The sequence below is a fragment of the Paenibacillus sp. S25 genome, from assembly GCF_019454085.1.
Classification (GTDB): Bacteria; Bacillota; Bacilli; order Paenibacillales; family Paenibacillaceae; genus Paenibacillus; species Paenibacillus polymyxa_B.
Map to the genome: position 1 here is coordinate 1,035,288 of NZ_CP073683.1, position 16,502 is coordinate 1,051,789.

At 46.8% G+C, this 16,502-nt stretch carries 17 protein-coding genes; 15 read left to right on the forward strand and 2 right to left on the reverse strand.

Annotation, left to right across the window (positions count from 1 at the left end; all coding sequences use genetic code 11):
- Positions 1-122 precede the first annotated feature (122 nt).
- From KAI37_RS04625 to KAI37_RS04640, 4 genes are all read left to right on the forward strand, one after another.
- The gene (locus KAI37_RS04625) at positions 123-1,988 is read left to right on the forward strand and encodes a rhamnogalacturonan lyase (RefSeq protein ID WP_441948819.1); all 1,866 of its coding nucleotides are present in this window, start codon (positions 123-125) and stop codon (positions 1,986-1,988) included.
- 175 nt (positions 1,989-2,163) lie between these two features.
- On the forward strand, positions 2,164-2,397 hold the full coding sequence (locus KAI37_RS04630) for a hypothetical protein (protein ID WP_025722924.1): 234 nt from the start codon (positions 2,164-2,166) through the stop codon (positions 2,395-2,397).
- Positions 2,398-2,508: 111 nt separating this feature from the next.
- On the forward strand, positions 2,509-3,378 hold the full coding sequence (locus KAI37_RS04635) for a DL-endopeptidase inhibitor IseA family protein (protein WP_220031438.1): 870 nt from the start codon (positions 2,509-2,511) through the stop codon (positions 3,376-3,378).
- Between the two features lie 90 nt (positions 3,379-3,468).
- Positions 3,469-3,714 (forward strand): HPr family phosphocarrier protein, encoded by a 246-nt coding sequence (locus KAI37_RS04640; protein ID WP_071639720.1) that lies wholly within the window; start codon positions 3,469-3,471, stop codon positions 3,712-3,714.
- Between the two features lie 71 nt (positions 3,715-3,785).
- Here KAI37_RS04640 and KAI37_RS04645 read toward each other — a convergent pair whose 3' ends face one another.
- Entirely contained in the window at positions 3,786-4,574 is a 789-nt protein-coding gene (locus tag KAI37_RS04645; protein WP_013308962.1) for a formate/nitrite transporter family protein, read from the reverse strand.
- 89 nt (positions 4,575-4,663) lie between these two features.
- Positions 4,664-5,446, reverse strand: coding sequence for a Cof-type HAD-IIB family hydrolase (locus KAI37_RS04650; RefSeq protein WP_023987190.1), 783 nt, complete (start codon positions 5,444-5,446; stop codon positions 4,664-4,666).
- Positions 5,447-5,644: 198 nt separating this feature from the next.
- On the opposite strand from KAI37_RS04650, the gene KAI37_RS04655 reads away from it, so the two are divergent.
- The 11 genes from KAI37_RS04655 to KAI37_RS04705 all read left to right on the forward strand — a co-directional run bounded on the left by KAI37_RS04655 (position 5,645) and on the right by KAI37_RS04705 (position 16,487).
- Positions 5,645-6,676: a WXG100 family type VII secretion target gene (locus KAI37_RS04655; RefSeq protein ID WP_220030818.1), complete on the forward strand. Its 1,032-nt coding sequence runs from the start codon at positions 5,645-5,647 to the stop codon at positions 6,674-6,676.
- A gap of 517 nt (positions 6,677-7,193) precedes the next feature.
- Positions 7,194-7,640 (forward strand): tellurite resistance TerB family protein, encoded by a 447-nt coding sequence (locus KAI37_RS04660; protein WP_013369616.1) that lies wholly within the window; start codon positions 7,194-7,196, stop codon positions 7,638-7,640.
- Positions 7,641-7,668: 28 nt separating this feature from the next.
- The gene (locus KAI37_RS04665) at positions 7,669-8,262 is read left to right on the forward strand and encodes a TerD family protein (protein ID WP_013308969.1); all 594 of its coding nucleotides are present in this window, start codon (positions 7,669-7,671) and stop codon (positions 8,260-8,262) included.
- Between the two features lie 47 nt (positions 8,263-8,309).
- The gene (locus tag KAI37_RS04670; protein WP_013308970.1) at positions 8,310-8,885 is read left to right on the forward strand and encodes a TerD family protein; all 576 of its coding nucleotides are present in this window, start codon (positions 8,310-8,312) and stop codon (positions 8,883-8,885) included.
- Between the two features lie 31 nt (positions 8,886-8,916).
- Positions 8,917-9,498 carry a TerD family protein gene (locus KAI37_RS04675; RefSeq protein WP_023987194.1) on the forward strand — a complete coding sequence of 194 codons (582 nt, stop codon included), beginning with the start codon at positions 8,917-8,919 and terminating at the stop codon, positions 9,496-9,498.
- A 224-nt stretch (positions 9,499-9,722) separates the two neighbouring features.
- Positions 9,723-10,991, forward strand: coding sequence for a TerD family protein (locus tag KAI37_RS04680; protein ID WP_029517566.1), 1,269 nt, complete (start codon positions 9,723-9,725; stop codon positions 10,989-10,991).
- 26 nt (positions 10,992-11,017) lie between these two features.
- Positions 11,018-11,752, forward strand: a complete 735-nt coding sequence (locus tag KAI37_RS04685; protein WP_076293392.1) for a TerC family protein — start codon at positions 11,018-11,020, stop codon at positions 11,750-11,752.
- Between the two features lie 167 nt (positions 11,753-11,919).
- A complete protein-coding gene (locus tag KAI37_RS04690) occupies positions 11,920-13,107 on the forward strand; it encodes an HpcH/HpaI aldolase/citrate lyase family protein (RefSeq protein ID WP_071639723.1) in 1,188 nt (395 codons plus the stop codon).
- Between the two features lie 52 nt (positions 13,108-13,159).
- Positions 13,160-14,506: a phosphoribosyltransferase family protein gene (locus KAI37_RS04695; RefSeq protein ID WP_071644227.1), complete on the forward strand. Its 1,347-nt coding sequence runs from the start codon at positions 13,160-13,162 to the stop codon at positions 14,504-14,506.
- Positions 14,503-15,654, forward strand: coding sequence for a cysteine protease StiP family protein (locus tag KAI37_RS04700; RefSeq protein ID WP_071639724.1), 1,152 nt, complete (start codon positions 14,503-14,505; stop codon positions 15,652-15,654). The genes KAI37_RS04695 and KAI37_RS04700 overlap by 4 nt, the downstream gene beginning before the upstream one ends.
- Positions 15,651-16,487, forward strand: coding sequence for an HAD family hydrolase (locus tag KAI37_RS04705; RefSeq protein WP_076293393.1), 837 nt, complete (start codon positions 15,651-15,653; stop codon positions 16,485-16,487). The genes KAI37_RS04700 and KAI37_RS04705 overlap by 4 nt, the downstream gene beginning before the upstream one ends.
- The last annotated feature ends 15 nt before the right edge of the window (positions 16,488-16,502 follow it).

Below are 16,502 nucleotides of genomic sequence, written 5' to 3' on the forward strand. Positions count from 1 at the left end.
GGACGTATTCGTCCCTTTACATTTATGTAAGCGCTATCATAAAATTTAAATAACAATAACTTATCAGTCACATAAAATTAATTTATTGAAAATACAAACCATGAAAGGAGCTAATAATTCAGATGAACAAAAGGTTTCGGTATACTGCGTTGCTCTGTCTCGGTGTAATGTTGAGTGGAGTGGTCACCCCGATGGATAGCCAGGTCACTGCTGCCTCTACGAGGCAAATGGAAAAGCTGAACCGGGGAGCCGTTGCCGTTAAGGTGCCTGAGGGTGTACTGGTGAGCTGGCGCTTGCTGGGCACGGAAGCGGATTCGGTCGGCTTTAATTTGTACAGAGGGACAAGCAAGGTGAATGATGCGCCGATTACATCGAGAACCAACTTTTTGGACAAGGCAGGTACGACCTCATCTTCGTATACCGTTCGTGCCGTGGTCAATGGAGCAGAGCAGAGCGCTTCTCCTGCGGTGAAGGTATGGAACAACAACTACCTGGATGTTCCGATCCAGCAGCCCGCGGGAGGCACAACTCCGGATAATGTGAATTACACGTACCATGCCAATGATGCCAGCGTAGGGGATCTCGATGGAGATGGCGAGTATGAGATTGTGTTAAAATGGGACCCTTCCAATGCCAAGGATAATTCGCAATCCGGTTATACGGGAAATGTATTTTTGGATGGCTACGAGCTGGATGGAACACGCAAATGGCGGATCGACCTGGGACGTAACATACGGGCTGGAGCCCACTACACGCAATTTCTCGTCTACGATTTTGATGGAGATGGTAAAGCAGAGATCGTATGTAAAACAGCAGACGGCACGGTAGATGGTGCAGGTGTAAAGATTGGGGACGCTTCGGCTGATCATCGAAACACGAGCGGATATATTTTGCAAGGCCCTGAGTTTCTAACTGTATTCTCAGGTGATACAGGTAAGGCTCTTAGTACGATTGACTACGTGCCACCGCGCGGAACGGTATCGAGCTGGGGAGATAATTATGGTAACCGTGTGGATCGTTTTCTCGCCGGGGTTGCTTATCTGGATGGCGTGAGACCCAGCATTGTGATGGCACGTGGTTATTACACCCGCACCGTTCTGGTCGCATATGATTGGCGGAACGGTAACCTGAGCCGACGCTGGACCTTTGACAGCAACAGCTCCACCAATGCCGGGACGGCTGGACAGGGGAACCACAGTTTGAGCGTGGCGGATGTGGATGGAGATGATAAGGATGAGATCGTGTATGGCTCGCTGGTTGTAGACGATAACGGAGCGAAACTGGCTAACACGGGGATGGGACATGGAGATGCACTTCATGTTGGTGATCTGGACCCCGACCGTTCAGGTTATGAAGTGTTCAAGGTGAACGAGGACAAAAATGCCACCTACGGAGCTGCCATGTACGACCCGCGTAATGGAAATATTTTATGGGGCGTAAAAACAGGCAAGGATACCGGAAGAGGCCTGTCGGCAGACATTGACCCGCGGACCAAAGGGAACGAGCAGTGGGCACCGGGTATTGGTTTGCGTTCAGCCAAGGGGCAGCTCATCACCAACACGCTACCGTCTTCCATTAATTTTGGCATCTGGTGGGATGGGGATCTCCTCCGTGAACTGCTGGATCATACCTCATCAAGCGCTGGGAAAATAGACAAGTGGAACTATACGAACTCGACTACTTCCAACTTGCTTACGGCGACAGGAACGAGTTCCAATAACGGAACCAAAGGGACGCCGTCCTTGCAGGCCGATCTGTTCGGTGACTGGCGTGAGGAAGTCATTTGGCGCAAAAGTGATAATTCGGCGCTGCGGATCTACACAACACCATACGAGTCAGAACATCGATTCTATACGCTTATGCATGATCCAGTGTATCGCCTCAGTGTTGCCTGGCAGAACGTAGCTTATAATCAGCCGCCGCACACCGGGTTTTATCTCGGAGAAGGGATGTCCAGGCCCCAGCAGCCGAATATATATACTCCTTGATATGTCGTTCGACAGTGGTCTGAAAGCAGGTAGAATGAACAAAAACAGAGAGGGCTCCTGGCTAATTGGAGCTCTTTTTGTCATGAGAGCCCAAAAGATAACGTATGATTTTCATAAAAATGGGAACATTAGTTCTTATTGATGGAATATATGTATGAAAAAGGAGGCAGAATCTGTGAGTTCTTTAACGACTGAAGGCATGATCGAGCTCGTAACTAATGTCGGATTCCCTGCTGCATTAAGTTTGATTCTGTTAAAATACATCCTCTTCACTTTGAGTCGCAGATTGGAGGAGCTGGACCGATCTGTTAAGCAACTGTCGCTATCCTTGGAAGAGATGGAGGCAAAGCAGTTGAAACAATCAGAACAGCCGTCCCCGGCAAATACGGACAAACTTCGTGCAGAATGAACAAAAAAAGGCAAATAGAAACAATTTAGCAACCCAATCGAGAAGCGAAATTCTTATAATAGAAACGTGTGCAGTTTATGCAGACATATGATTATGGAGGTGTATATGAGTATGAAAATAAATACGAAGCTATCCGCACTATGCATTGCGGCCACACTTATGAGCGTGGCACAGGCCGCCGCTGCCGCACCCGCCGTGACCGCTCCAGCGGAAGCGACGCAACCGAGCGTTGCCAGTCCGGCCGCATCCGTCCCAGCCCAGGTGCCAGCACCCGCAGCGTCTGCGTCGGCTACGATGCCAGCCCCTGCGCAAGCGCCGTCGGTTCCAGCAGCCTCGACTCCGGCTGCAGCTGTAGGTTCTGCCAAAGCCGCTACACCAGTAGCTCCGTCTGCACCAGCACAGCGTCCATCTACATCGGTAGCACCAGCGGCTGCTCCGTCCGTACCGTCGACTGTGAAGCCGTCTAAGCCGCAACAGCCTTCCACTTCGGCGCCAATAGCCCCGGCTACTAGCGTGAAACCGACGCAGCTGGACAAGCTGAACCACGAGAGTGCGGTTCCGCTTGTGCTGGAGGCACAGTCTCGTTATCAGTATGCGATTAGTGGTGGCAGCCCGGTGGGAGAGTCGTTCCAGTTGAACGGTAAAAGCTACCGCTATTTATCCGAGGACATCGGTACGAAGACCAAATTGATCAGTTATCTGACGCAGGCTTACACAAAGCAGGCTAGTGAGCAATTTGTCGGTAAATTTTTCGTTGAAGTTAACGGCAGATTAGCTCAGTTGAACGCAGATGGTGGCAATTTGCTAGAGTTCAACCGGGCTACGGCGAAAATGGTAAACATGACTCCGGTGAAGCGCAGCTACTTGCTGACCGTGCCTTATCCGGCAGAAACCAAGCAGGCGAATGAGAAAATCACCGTGAACTTTGAAAAGGTCGGTAGCTACTGGAAAATCAGCTCCGCTCCGCATGTCATTTTCTAAATTAAGATTTTGCAACAGGCTTCATATGGGGTAAAGTGATATTAAGGCTTGTTTTGTAAGCCCCAATTCAATGCAGGGGAGTGCTGTGCAATGATGACACCCATCAAGGTAAAAGACGTTAAAGATATTGAAAAAATCAATCAAATCGTTTCGAATTATACCTATGACATCTGGATTCATGGCAAAAGCGGCATGGCAGATGCCAAATCCATTTTAGGCATGTATGTGCTGAAGCTGGATGAACCGCTAACTCTGGTTGTACCTGACAATGTCAATCCCAAGAAGCTGTTCAAGGAGTTGGAGGAGTTTATCCATTTTCCTGCTCAAGAAGAATAAAAGGCAAGAAGGCACCTGCTCTATTACTAAAAAAAGAAGCCGTGGAACCTAAGTCCCACGGCTTCTTTTTTTTAGTGTTCTTCCTCGTCCAAAAACGGGAGATTCACCGAATAGTACATAACCCCCATAAGCAGCACGCCACCAACCAGATTTCCGAGCGTAACCGGAACGAGATTATGGATCACACCAGCGACAGAAACCGTACCCGGATGATCCAGCACGAGCGCAATGGCGAAAGTACACATATTAGCCACGCTATGCTCATATCCCGAAATAAAAAAGCAGAACACAAACAGCATCATGGCAAACATCTTTGCGCCATTTTCCTTCATAAACATTGGAACAAAAAAGGCAAGACAGACTAGCCAATTACACAAAATAGCTCGGAAGAATAGCTGCATTGCAGGCGCTTCCATTTTATGCTCAACCACGTTCAGTAGAAAGCTGTTCACGCTGGAGGAGTCAAACAGCCCGGTCAAGTAAATAAGGAGTGCAAATACCCCCGCACCCAGCAAATTACCGCCATAGCTGGCAGCCCATAATCGAAGCACCTGCCCCCAGCGCAGCTTTTTACGGAGCGCAGCATAAGTGTAATAGAAGGTGTTACCTGTAAACAAATCCCCGCCGCCGTAAGCGATTAGAATGATGGCCGCTCCGAACGTGAGTGCCGCCATGGGATAAGTGAATGGAGAATGCTCCATGTAAAAAAAGTTGCCCGTCTTGAAGGCTACAATAACGCCGAACCCGATGAACATACTCGCCAGCATGGAACGTGCCAAATACCGGAGTAGGCTCTGCTTGTAAATTTTGTACTTCTTCATGGCTAGCTGTTCGACATTGCGTAAGCCTTCCGTCTCCATATTTAAGGACAACCTCCTATTTTCTCATATGTAAGTCTTTAAACAGACTTTATTTTTTCCGAAACATGTCCAGTCTATCAGCAATCCTGTTAGCTTAACAAACCAAGCTTTTGCAGTCCGTACAAAATACCATCTTCATCTGCGCGTTTTGTGACCATTTTAGCTGCGGCTTTGGCTTCATCACAGCCGTTGCCCATCGCGACGCTGTTATGTATAGCTGTCAGCATCTCCACATCATTTAAGCCATCGCCAAAGGCGTATTGATTTTCATCGGCAATGCCCAGTCTGGATGTAATTTCGCGAATGCCCTTCGCTTTGGAGCCAGCATGAGGAACAACGTCCACAGAACTCGGATGCCAGCGCACAAAGTCAAACGCCTTGAATACCGCTTCATAGAAAGGTTCTTCTTCTGCTGTACACATCAACAGCGTCTGATAAATATCTCTTCCCTGGAAATAGAGCGGGTCGTATCCAACTGAAATCTTGGCTTTAAGCGTTTGGACCGATCTCTCCACTAGCTCATCGTTAGGAATATTGGCCTTCATGTCCATATGATCCATATATACGAGAGCATGATTATGTGTGAGGGCCAGATCGGTCATCGCTTGCAAGGCTTCTCTGTTCAACGGATTGGTAGCGACCACTTCCCCGCGAAGCACGACATATTGCCCATTAAAGCTGACGTAGGAGTCAATTTCCAACTGCTCGCGGATATCTTTGAACATAAAAGGCGCACGTCCTGTTGCGATGGCCACCTCATGTCCCAGCTCTTTCAAAGCAAAGACGGCCTTTTCTGCCGTTAACGGCATTTTCTTGTCATCGTCCAGTAATGTACCGTCGATATCGAAAAAGATAATTTTTTTGTCTGACATGTCCCTACACCTGACTTTCAATAATGTATTGTCGAAATGAACTCATATGGATTCATTATATCAAAGGAACTGCTTCTGAATACACAAATACGTATAAATCCTCATGAATGTCCGACCTCTATAGCTTACAATATGAAATAAGGATTACTGTAAAATATAATTTCTATCTCCTATTTTCATAGATGGGATGTGATCACCATGACAAAAATCCAAGTCACACCGGAGCAGCTGGACAGCGTGGCCTCCCAATTTGCCAATGCCCACGGCACACTGTATAACCAGTTAAACGGCCTGGATAGCACAATGAACCGCCTTCACAGCCAGTGGGATGGTATGGAGAGGAATCGTTTTTATAATGACTATCGTACGGCTAAATATACACTTTCTTCTGTATTAAATAAGGTTCAATCCATTGAAATTGAGCTGAAAAGCATCGCTTCGAAGTTTAGAAATGCGGATGGTGAAAGCACACGTGGCTTCTGGACAGCCCTAGCAGCGGCAATGAACGCTAGCGCAGCGCTGGCAGGCAGTGGAGAGGCTGGAGATGATGGTGGAAAAATTGCCAAGCAGCCCAAAAACATAGACGAATGGGATCAGGCAGACGCGGATAAATATTATCAATATGAGGAACTACTGAAAAACGCCGAGGCCATCGGCGACAAGCAGGTTATGCAGAAAATTCACGACCAGATGAATGTCCTGCGGCTGCAATATGAGGACTCAGTTCCCCGTACAGATTACAATACAGGAGAGACCTCCAAGATCACGTCCGATTCCCTTGTCGCCGTCACCGAACTGACAGGTAAAGACGGAAGCAAAACGGATATATCTATCGATAAAAAAGGGAATGTTGTGAGTTATGAGCAAAATACGGATAAATACGATTACTGGGTCCAAAAGCATACCCAATCAGCCGGAGAACACGCTCTAGGTAAAACGGCCCAGACCGTCACCGGATATGGAATAGGTCTTATTTTGTCGCGCGGGGCTGGAGTTAGTGGGGCAGGTTCGGGCATCGGTTCTGGCGCAGCCTCCGGGTGGGGGGAACACGTCGTCGGCATTGGCGGCGGCATGCTCAGTGACAAAGTACTCTTTTCTGTACCCGATGAGGGAGAAACCCGTACCATGATCTACCGAACGAATAAAGAAACGGGACATATTGAAAACATGATCATCGTCACCAAAGGTGAGAATGAAATGGAGTATCGCTATTGGGAGGATTATAATTAGGTCTTGAGCTGTGAACGATAATAGCGTGAATAGGAGTATCTATAAAATCTACAGTCTTTTTTTCTGGAACAGGTGAGCGGCAGGTAGAAACTGTAAACTCGCTAGCTGGAGAAGTCTGTAGATTTTTTGGTTTACCAATTTTTTCGGAAAACCGATATATTAGATAGATAGAATACATATCCAAAGAGAAGTGCAAATTAAGTAGAACTAAATTTATAGATGGATAAACCGTGGATTATGGTAAAAGGCACAGTGCTTCTGTTAAATTGGAAGGCTGTGCCTTTCTTTCAACTCTACTATTTCACAGACTTGCAATTGGGGTACCAAATGATGGATGATGGAAGAGAGGATTTTATGTAGAAATTAGGGCTAAAGATAGAGAGGATACCAATAATAAATAGATCGGATTTACCGTATTTTTGTATATTATTGTAGAAAAAGATCGTAATTCAGGTTATAGTAAAGGAAGAAATTAACTAGGATACCTTTACCCAAATACGTAATTGTGGAGGGAAACATGAGTACATTTAAAAATTGGTTGAATACAACTAAAAAAGGACTTGGAGACCAAGTTAAGAAGTTTAAGAATAAAGATTTTATGGAAGCTGTTGTTGCAGGCTGTGCATTAGTAGCATTTGCTGACGGTACGATTAGTCCGGAAGAGAAAACAAAAATGGCCGGATACATAAATATCAGTGAAGAATTGAAAGTGTTTGATATGGGTGAGGTTATCAACCGTTTCAATCACTATGTAGCGAACTTTGAATTTTCACCTGAAATCGGTAAACAGGAAGCACTGAAGGCGATTGGTAAATTGAAAGGTAAGCCTGAAGTAGGCCGACTCGTCGTTGGCGTATGTAGCGCTATTGGCGCAGCTGATGGTGACTTTGATGCAAATGAGCAGCGAATTGTGGCTGAGATTTGCGGCGCGCTTGGTTTGAATCCGTCTGAATTTAGTCTGTAAATTTTACGGAAGGGAGGTGTGTTAATCAGTGGCTGTAATTAATCTGGTCAAGGGCCAGAAAATTGATTTGACCAAAGGGAACACAGGACTAACCAAGGTTATAGCCGGATTGGGATGGGACCCAGTACAGTCCAAAGGATTTTTTGGTTTTAAGAAGCAACCGAACATTGATTGTGATGCTTCTGCCATTTTGCTGGACGCAAACGGAAAACTGACTCAGTCAGATAACGTAGTGTGTTTCCACAATAAAAAAAGTCCATGCGGCTCTGTCGTGCATTCTGGTGATAATCTGACCGGACAAGGCGACGGTGATGATGAACAAATTGCGATTGACCTGGCACGTATTCCTGCCAATGTCGACAAAGTGCTTGTTGTTGTGAATATATATGATTGCGTAAACCGGAAACAGGACTTCGGCATGATCGAGAAGGCGTATATCCGCATTCTGGACGGTGCTAATTCCAAGGAGCTGGTGACGTTTAATTTATCTGATAATTATGAAGGGCTGACCGCACTGGTCTGTGGAGAACTCTATCGTCATAACAACGAATGGAAGTTTGCTGCAATCGGTGAAGGAACCCATGCCGTACATATTGATGTGCTGGCTCAGCGTTATATGTAATTTTAGGTTGCTCATACAAAACTTAATGTGAAAAGGGGTTCTTACTCATGGCAATTAACTTATCCAAAGGTCAAAAAATCGATTTGACGAAAACAAATCCAGGTTTGTCCAAAATCACAGTTGGTCTCGGTTGGGACACAAACAAATACGATGGCGGTAAAGATTTTGACCTAGACGTATCCGTATTTTTGGCTAATGCGGAAGGTAAAGTAGAATCCGATAAGAACTTTGTCTTTTTTAATAACCCACAAAATGAGAACGGCTCTGTCGTTCATACAGGGGATAACCGCACAGGTGATGGCGACGGAGATGACGAGCAAATTAAAATTGATCTGGGTAGCGTGCCAGCTAACGTTGAAAAGATCGCTTTTACGATTACAATCTATGAAGCACAAGAACGCAGCCAAAACTTTGGACAAGTGTCCCGTGCTTACGCTCGTATCGTAAACGAAGCAAACAATGAAGAATTGGTCCGCTTTGATCTGGGAGAAGATTTCTCAATCGAAACAGGCGTTGTTGTAGGCGAACTGTATCGTCATAGCGGTGAGTGGAAGTTCAATGCCATTGGTAGCGGCTACCAAGATGGTCTTGCAGGATTGACACGCGATTACGGTTTGGCGTAAAAAATCTATACAAAGAAAGCAGGTATGCGGAATGACCATTAGCCTTTCCAAAGGACAACGTATTGATCTGACCAAAACGAATCCCGGCTTGACTCGTGTCGTTGTAGGTCTTGGATGGGATACGAACAAATACAGTGGTGGCGCGGACTTTGACCTGGATGCTTCGGCTTTCCTACTTTATGAAGACGGTAAAGCCAAAGCTGCGGATGATTTTGTATTTTACAACAACCCGACAGGCGGAGCAGGATCGGTTACTCATACGGGTGATAACCGCACAGGTGAGGGCGATGGGGATGACGAGCAAATCATCGTTGATTTCTCGAAGATTCCTGCGAACATCCACCGTATCGGGATCACGGTTACCATTTATGATTACGAGGCACGCGCGCAAAACTTTGGTCAAGTGTCCAATGCTTTTGTACGTGTGGTAGATGCGGCAACAGATCGTGAAGTGCTGCGCTACGATTTGGGAGAAGATTTCTCCACCGAAACGGCCGTCGTATTCTGTGAATTTTACCGTCAGAATGCGGACTGGAAATTCCAGGCTATCGGTAGTGGCTTTGCTGGTGGATTGGGTGCGCTTGCTAAAAACTATGGCTTGGACGCTCAATAATATCCACTTGGGGTGGTGTCCATAGGGCGCTACCCTTTCTTTTTAAGCTATTACATTGAGCATTTTGCATAAATCCCAAGAGCATTTTCAAATCAGCAATATATAGATCGAAACGCTTTAGTTCGTCTATATATTGTACTTATGTGCGTTGGGAATCGAATTATGCAAAATGCTACATTAGCGTACGCTGACACATGACAAACGGACAGAAAGGTGACACAATCATGGCTGTTATCGTAGTAAAGGGACAGAAGGCGGATTTGACGAAAACAAATCCGGGCCTGACCCATGTCAACGTAGGGATTGGCTGGGAGTCCCCAGCGTCTCTGGAGTTGGATACTTCAGCATTTTTGCTGGGTCCTGGAGGAAAAGTATCGGGCGATGAGGACTTAATTTTTTATAACAATCCGACCACGCCCTTTATCACCTATTCAGACGGACAACAGTCCGGTGACAAAAAGCAATTTGCCCTTGATCTGACGCGAATTCCTGCAAACATCGAGAAGATTGCGTTTACGCTGACGATTTATGATGCGGATCAGAAACGGCAAAATTTTGGACAGGTTCAAGGTGGGTTCATTCGTTTTGCTCATCCGGTTAGCGGAGAGGTTTTGCGGTTTAATTTGGACAGTGGATTTACAGTGGAAACGGCGATTGTCATTGGGGAACTGTATCGTCATAACGGGGAATGGAAATTCAACGCGATTGGCGCAGGTTTTTCCGGTGGATTGGATGCGTTGTGCGTTAATTTTGGGATTGAAGTAGAAAACAATCCGGCTCCTCCCACGCCAGTGCCTACACCTCCGTCTCCAGCGCCTCGACCAGCACCAACGCCGCCACCAGTACCACCTGCTCCGAAGCCAGAGCCATCTGCAACACCGGTGAATCTGAATCTGCGGAAAATTGAGCTGAAGAAGAAGGGCGACACCATCAACCTGAAAAAAGGCTCAGGCGGATTGGGTGAAATCCTGATCAATCTAAACTGGAATCAGGTCCAGCAAAGCAAAGGCTTTTTCAATCGCGGTTCCAAGGGTGTCGATCTGGATCTGGGCTGCTTGTATGAGATGAAGAACGGAGATAAAGGCGTTGTGCAGGCGCTCGGGGAAGTTTTCGGTTCTCTAAATCGCTTCCCGTATATTGCTCTGGATGGCGACGACCGTACAGGCTCTGTGAAAACAGGAGAAAATCTTCGCATTAATGGTGCTAAAATTTCCGAAATTAAGCGAATTTTGGTATTTACCTTCATCTATGAAGGAGTCACGAACTGGTCACAAGCGGACGGGGTAGTCACGCTGTACCAGAAGGATGGGCCGGACATTATCGTTCACATGAATGAACATGACAATCGCAAAGGGATGTGTGCGATTGCCATGATCCAAAATGTAAACGATGAAACGTTCAGCATTGAAAGACTCGTGCAGTTCTATGGCGGTCATCGTGAGTTGGATCGGGCCTATAACTGGGGCATGCGCTGGTCGCAGGGTAGCAAATAAATTGAATTATCGGAGGCACTCTTTTCATGTTGAATGATTTGTTTAAAAATATCAGCGAAAACTATGGCCATTTCTTTTCATGGAGTGATGTTGTAGCTACGCTTACTGATCCAGTGAGTTGGGGGATTATAGGAACTCTCATTTTGCTGGAAGGACTTTTATCGGCGGATAACGCCTTGGTTCTCGCAGTTATGGTTAAACACTTACCCAAGGAACAACAGAAGAGAGCCTTATTTTACGGGATTTTGGGTGCGTATATATTCAGGTTCCTGGCTATCGGCTTGGGTACATTCCTGATTAAGTTCACACTGATTAAGGTACTGGGTGCGGCTTATCTGCTCTATATCGCTTATAAGGGCTTATTCAAGTCCGAAGGTGATGGAGAAGTGAAAAACAAACCTACTTCTTTTTGGAAAACCGTATTAATGGTCGAACTGATGGATATTGCCTTCAGTATTGACAGCGTCATTGCCGCTTTCGGTGTGAGCGAGAAAGTATGGGTTCTGTTCCTGGGTGGTATTCTCGGCGTTCTGATGATGCGTGGTGTTGCTCAAGTGTTCCTCAAGCTCATTGATAAATTTCCGGAACTGGAACAGACAGCCTTTATTATGATCGCCATTATCGGGGGTAAAATGCTGGCTGCTGCTTTTGGCTTTCATATGTCGCAGATTTTATTCTTCGGCATTTTGATTGCTGTCTTTGTAGGCACAATGGTCATCAGCTCGGCGAAAAGAAAGAAAAAGGCCGACAAAGAGGCTTAATGTACAAAGTATAGCGAAATCCCTCCTGAAACTAAGGGGGGATTTCTTTTATACCCGAAGCACAGGGCTTCAGTCAGGCAAGAAAGAGCAAGAGGAGGGGAAGGGCCCTGAAATATTTTAATGATTTAACCTCTGAGGAAGTAGAAGCGATCTTTTATACTCCACCGTTGGAGTTTCATAACCGTTCTCCCAAAAGTATATTGGCTTATGCAATAGGAGCAGCTTTGTACATGCCTGCTACCCGCTCGGAGGTAGCGGAAGAGATCAAAAATGGAAAACATGAAGGACTAACAACGGTCATTTTGGATTTGGAGGATGCTATAGGGGATCACCAGGTCGGACAGGCAGAACAATCGCTGGCACAGCAGCTGCTTCAACTACTATCCTATGTACGGACGGGGATGATGAGTGAACAGCAATTACCTTTGTTATTTGTGCGTGTGCGCTCTGTGGAGCAGTTGGAACGACTGCTGAACGGTTTGGGAGAATCTTTGTCACTGCTCACGGGCTTTGTCTTACCCAAGTTCTCTTCTGATAATGGACGGGCGTATTTTGCACTCATTGCTGAATATAACCGGAATATGCATACAGGGGCAGGAAACGCAAGCGACATGCCTGTGCTGTACGGATTACCAATTCTTGAAAGCTCCAAAATTATTTATCGGGAAACCCGCTGGAAAGAGCTGCTGTCGATTAAGGGAATTTTAGACGAGTACCAGGAATATGTGCTGAATGTACGAATTGGGGCAACCGATTTCTCCAGTCTATATGGCTTGAGACGCAGCCCGGATATTACGATTTATGAAATTGCCGTCATTCGGGATTGCATCGCAGATATTATTAACTTGTTTGGACGCGTGGGCTCAAATTATGTCATTTCCGGTCCTGTATGGGAATATTTCTCTCACCGAGAACGTGTCTTTAAACCTCAATTAAGAGTGTCTCCTTTCGAAGATGCACTTGGAAAGCCGGGACGTCACTTGCGGATGGACTTCATCTCAGATGCCGTAGACGGACTCATTCGAGAAGTCATGATGGACAAAGAGAATGGGATTATCGGCAAAACAATTATTCATCCCTCCCATATTAAACCGGTACAGGCCATGTATGCGGTGACACATGAAGAGTATATGGATGCACTTGAAATTGTTGAGCGTAACGACGGCAGTCTGGGTGTATTCAAAAGTACCTATGCCAACAAAATGAATGAAATTAAGCCGCATTTGAATTGGGCTTATCGTATTATCAATAGATCAAAAGTATACGGGGTGTTACATGAACAACAACATTTTGTCAGTCTCTTACCCAACCACGAAAACACATCTGCTGCCAATCCTGGAGCAGTTCAGCGTTAAAATTACGGAGACACATAATCCATTCCGCCTTCCTGTGGACAAGCTGTTTGCGATGGCGGCACGGGTCAATAAAAAGCGTTCGTTTTTGTTTGTCAGCAAGGTGCTGGGTAAGCATATTCCGGTAAACCCATACACTTCTCTGCTCAGTGGTGCGGCGCTGGCGATTCTACTATATAAGGAACTTGTCCCGCAGGCAGGACAACAAATGGATGAACTGATTGGAGAGGCCGTGAGAGGACTTCTTGACCCGGACTATGCGAAAGAGGCCTACCGCAAGCTGATGGATGAACGTTTAGCTTTTGCTTTTACGGAGCCGATCAAGTTTGTTGGTTTTGCCGAGACGGCTACAGCACTGGGACACAGCATGTATCGGTTGTTTGACGACGGAGCCTCGTATATTCATACGACGCGCGAGGATATTCCGGGCCTTCGGCCTATTATTCGGTTTGAAGAAGAGCATTCGCACGCTGTTGATCATCGTTGCTATGCACTGGATGAAGATGTTTTTGCAGGAGATGGCCCGATTGTGCTGGTAGATGATGAAATTACGACGGGAAAAACAACGCTTAATATCATACGGGATATTCAGGAGCATTTTCCGCGTAAACAGTATGTGATTGCTTCGTTACTGGATTGGCGGACAGACAGCGACGAGCAGGCTTTCACTGATCTGGAGGCAGAGCTAGGCATTACGATTACGCCTTTAAGCTTGCTCAAAGGGAAGATTGAGGTACAGGGAGTACCGATACTGGATCACGCAGAATATGCTGCACAGGCCTTGTACCCAGAACATGCAGCCACTAGCATGGCAGAGGTTAATAAATACGCTTCTGGAATAATTGACCACCGTTTTGAAAAGGATGCTTCCGGTTTTGAGCGGGTAGTACACAGCTCCATGTCAACGGACGGGTACGCCAATACAGCTCCTTATCTAAAATATACAGGCCGTTTTGGTCTACAATCCGCTGATAATTCAGCGTTGGATGCAGAAATCACGCGTACAGCTGAACGACTGAACCAACTTCGTTCTGGGCAACGCACGCTGGTTATGGGCACGGGGGAATTCATGTACATTCCAATGCGGATTGCTGCAGAGTTAGGCCCGAATGTGTATTTTCAATCGACGACACGCAGCCCGGTGTATCCCCACCGTGAAGAAGGGTATGGAGTCGCCTGTGGTGTGACATATCCATCACCTGAGGACAGTACGATACGCAATTTTATTTATAATGTGGACCCCGGTCAGTATGACGAAATATTCGTTTTGATGGAAAGAGAGTCGGACCCAGAGCGGATGAACCCCATGCTGGAGGCTTTGACCCGTCTGGGCTGCGATAAAGTGCATGTCGTTTATTTTAACGGTTTAACTAGACAGGAGAGTAAAGGAGCGCGGATATGAAGCAAGCACTCATGGAGCAAATACAGCAGAAGAACATTCATCCGCCCGAACCGCTGGGCAGTTATCCTGCCTCGGATGTCACTTTTTTATTGAAGGATTTGAGCCGGGTTACGTTGGAAAAAGGGACGGAGGATCGTGAAGAGGCGATTCAGTCGGGAGTCCATTATTCAGAAATGCTGCCAGTGGAATACGAGCCGACAGCAGAGTATATTGCATTGTTTCACGAAACGCTTGCCCAATCTGCCAAAAAGGTTGCATTAGCGGCAGCTTCTGTGGCTGAGATGATTGTGAGAAAAAGAGGCCTGAACACGGCGATTGTTTCTCTTGCCAGAGCAGGGACGCCCATTGGTATCCTGATCAAGCGTTATATTGACTGGAAGTATGGCGTATCCTTGCCGCATTACAGCATTTCTATTATTCGTGGCAAAGGCATTGACCGGAATGCGATTTTATACATCTTACAGCAGCATGGACTGGAGATTGAACTTCAGTTTGTCGATGGCTGGACGGGGAAAGGGGCGATTCGGCAGGTATTGATTGAGGCCTGTCGTGAGATGAACGCGGATTACGGTTTGCGTCTAAATGATGATCTGGCGGTGCTGGCCGATCCGGGCAGATGTTCGGAAACCTTTGGTACACGAGAAGATTATTTAATTCCAAGTGCTTGTCTGAATTCGACTGTATCAGGTTTGATGAGTCGGACGGTATTACGCGACGATCTCATAGGCCCTGACGATTTCCATGGGGCCAAATTTTATGAATCCTGGCGGTCAGTGGATCAGTCCAATACGTTTGTGGATACGGTATCCGGGTACTTTCAAGACGTGGCTGAAACGGCCGTTGTATATGCTGAACAAATGACATTGAATCCGCCTGCGGTGACATGGCAGGGCTTACGGGATATTGAGGCGATTCAGCAGGCATTTGGTATTCGGGATATCAATCTGGTCAAGCCCGGAGTGGGGGAGACGACTCGTGTACTGCTGCGCAGAGTGCCGTGGAAAATTCTGATTGACCGCGAAGATAATCCGAATCTCCAGCATATTATGCTGCTGGCAAAGGATCGTGGAGTGCCTGTAGAGGTATTTGAAGGATTGACTTATTCCTGCTGCGGAATTATCAAGCCGCTCAAGGGGGGACAAGAATGATCTACGCAAGTGATCTGGATCAGACACTGATTTACTCCAAACGTTCGCTTGGTGTACCTCTGGAGTCCTCTGGTCTGTTGCCTGCGGAACAGATAGACGGGGCGACGTCGGCTTTTATTTCTGAACAAGCCCTGCAATTGCTAAGTACACTGCCTGAAGATGTGATGTTTATGCCCGTGACGACTCGGACGATAGAACAGTATAGACGAATCACTGTATTTCAGACGGAGTTGGTTCCCGCATATGCCGTGACGAGTAATGGTGGAAACATCATCGTCGGAGGCGAGGTGGATCGAGAGTGGAATCGGCGTATTCATGAACAAGTACGCCGTGATGGTGCTCATGCGGAAGAAGCACGTCAGGTGTTCGGACAGGTGCTGCATGAAGACTGGGTCGTAAACGAACGCTTTTGCGACGAGTTATTCTATGCTTTCGTGATTGAACGGGATCGTATGCCGCTGGAACAGGTGCTGGAGAAGGCGCGAATCATGCGTGAAATGGGCTGGGAGGTATCCATTCAAGGTCGTAAGATATATCTGGTGCCTGCGGCGGTGAATAAACAGGCAGCCGTGGAGCATATCCGTAATCTCACGAATGGTGGGGCTGTGGTTGCGTCCGGTGACTCTTTGCTGGACCGTTGTCTGCTGGACTATGCCGATTACGCGATTGCTCCCCGTCATGGTGAATTGTATCGGGAACAGCTGCGGGATAAGCTGGAGGTCAATTACCGTTTTACAGAAGTGTCGGGGGTTTATGCAGCGGACGAAATCATGGCGTATGTTCATGAAATACACCGGATTGTGTTCGCAGCTCAAACTTCATTTTCAGAATAGATAGGGGACGTGGCT

Bases quoted from the DNA above. Each gene is read 5' to 3' on its own strand.
- KAI37_RS04625 (WP_441948819.1), top strand. From the start codon at position 123: ATGAACAAAAGGTTTCGGTATACTGCGTTGCTCTGTCTCGGTGTAATG.
- KAI37_RS04635 (WP_220031438.1), top strand. From the start codon at position 2,509: ATGAAAATAAATACGAAGCTATCCGCACTATGCATTGCGGCCACACTT.
- KAI37_RS04640 (WP_071639720.1), top strand. From the start codon at position 3,469: ATGATGACACCCATCAAGGTAAAAGACGTTAAAGATATTGAAAAAATC.
- KAI37_RS04645 (WP_013308962.1), bottom strand. From the start codon at position 4,574: ATGGAGACGGAAGGCTTACGCAATGTCGAACAGCTAGCCATGAAGAAG.
- KAI37_RS04650 (WP_023987190.1), bottom strand. From the start codon at position 5,446: ATGTCAGACAAAAAAATTATCTTTTTCGATATCGACGGTACATTACTG.
- KAI37_RS04655 (WP_220030818.1), top strand. From the start codon at position 5,645: ATGACAAAAATCCAAGTCACACCGGAGCAGCTGGACAGCGTGGCCTCC.
- KAI37_RS04660 (WP_013369616.1), top strand. From the start codon at position 7,194: ATGAGTACATTTAAAAATTGGTTGAATACAACTAAAAAAGGACTTGGA.
- KAI37_RS04670 (WP_013308970.1), top strand. From the start codon at position 8,310: ATGGCAATTAACTTATCCAAAGGTCAAAAAATCGATTTGACGAAAACA.
- KAI37_RS04675 (WP_023987194.1), top strand. From the start codon at position 8,917: ATGACCATTAGCCTTTCCAAAGGACAACGTATTGATCTGACCAAAACG.
- KAI37_RS04680 (WP_029517566.1), top strand. From the start codon at position 9,723: ATGGCTGTTATCGTAGTAAAGGGACAGAAGGCGGATTTGACGAAAACA.
- KAI37_RS04685 (WP_076293392.1), top strand. From the start codon at position 11,018: ATGTTGAATGATTTGTTTAAAAATATCAGCGAAAACTATGGCCATTTC.
- KAI37_RS04695 (WP_071644227.1), top strand. From the start codon at position 13,160: ATGGCGGCACGGGTCAATAAAAAGCGTTCGTTTTTGTTTGTCAGCAAG.
- KAI37_RS04700 (WP_071639724.1), top strand. From the start codon at position 14,503: ATGAAGCAAGCACTCATGGAGCAAATACAGCAGAAGAACATTCATCCG.
- KAI37_RS04705 (WP_076293393.1), top strand. From the start codon at position 15,651: ATGATCTACGCAAGTGATCTGGATCAGACACTGATTTACTCCAAACGT.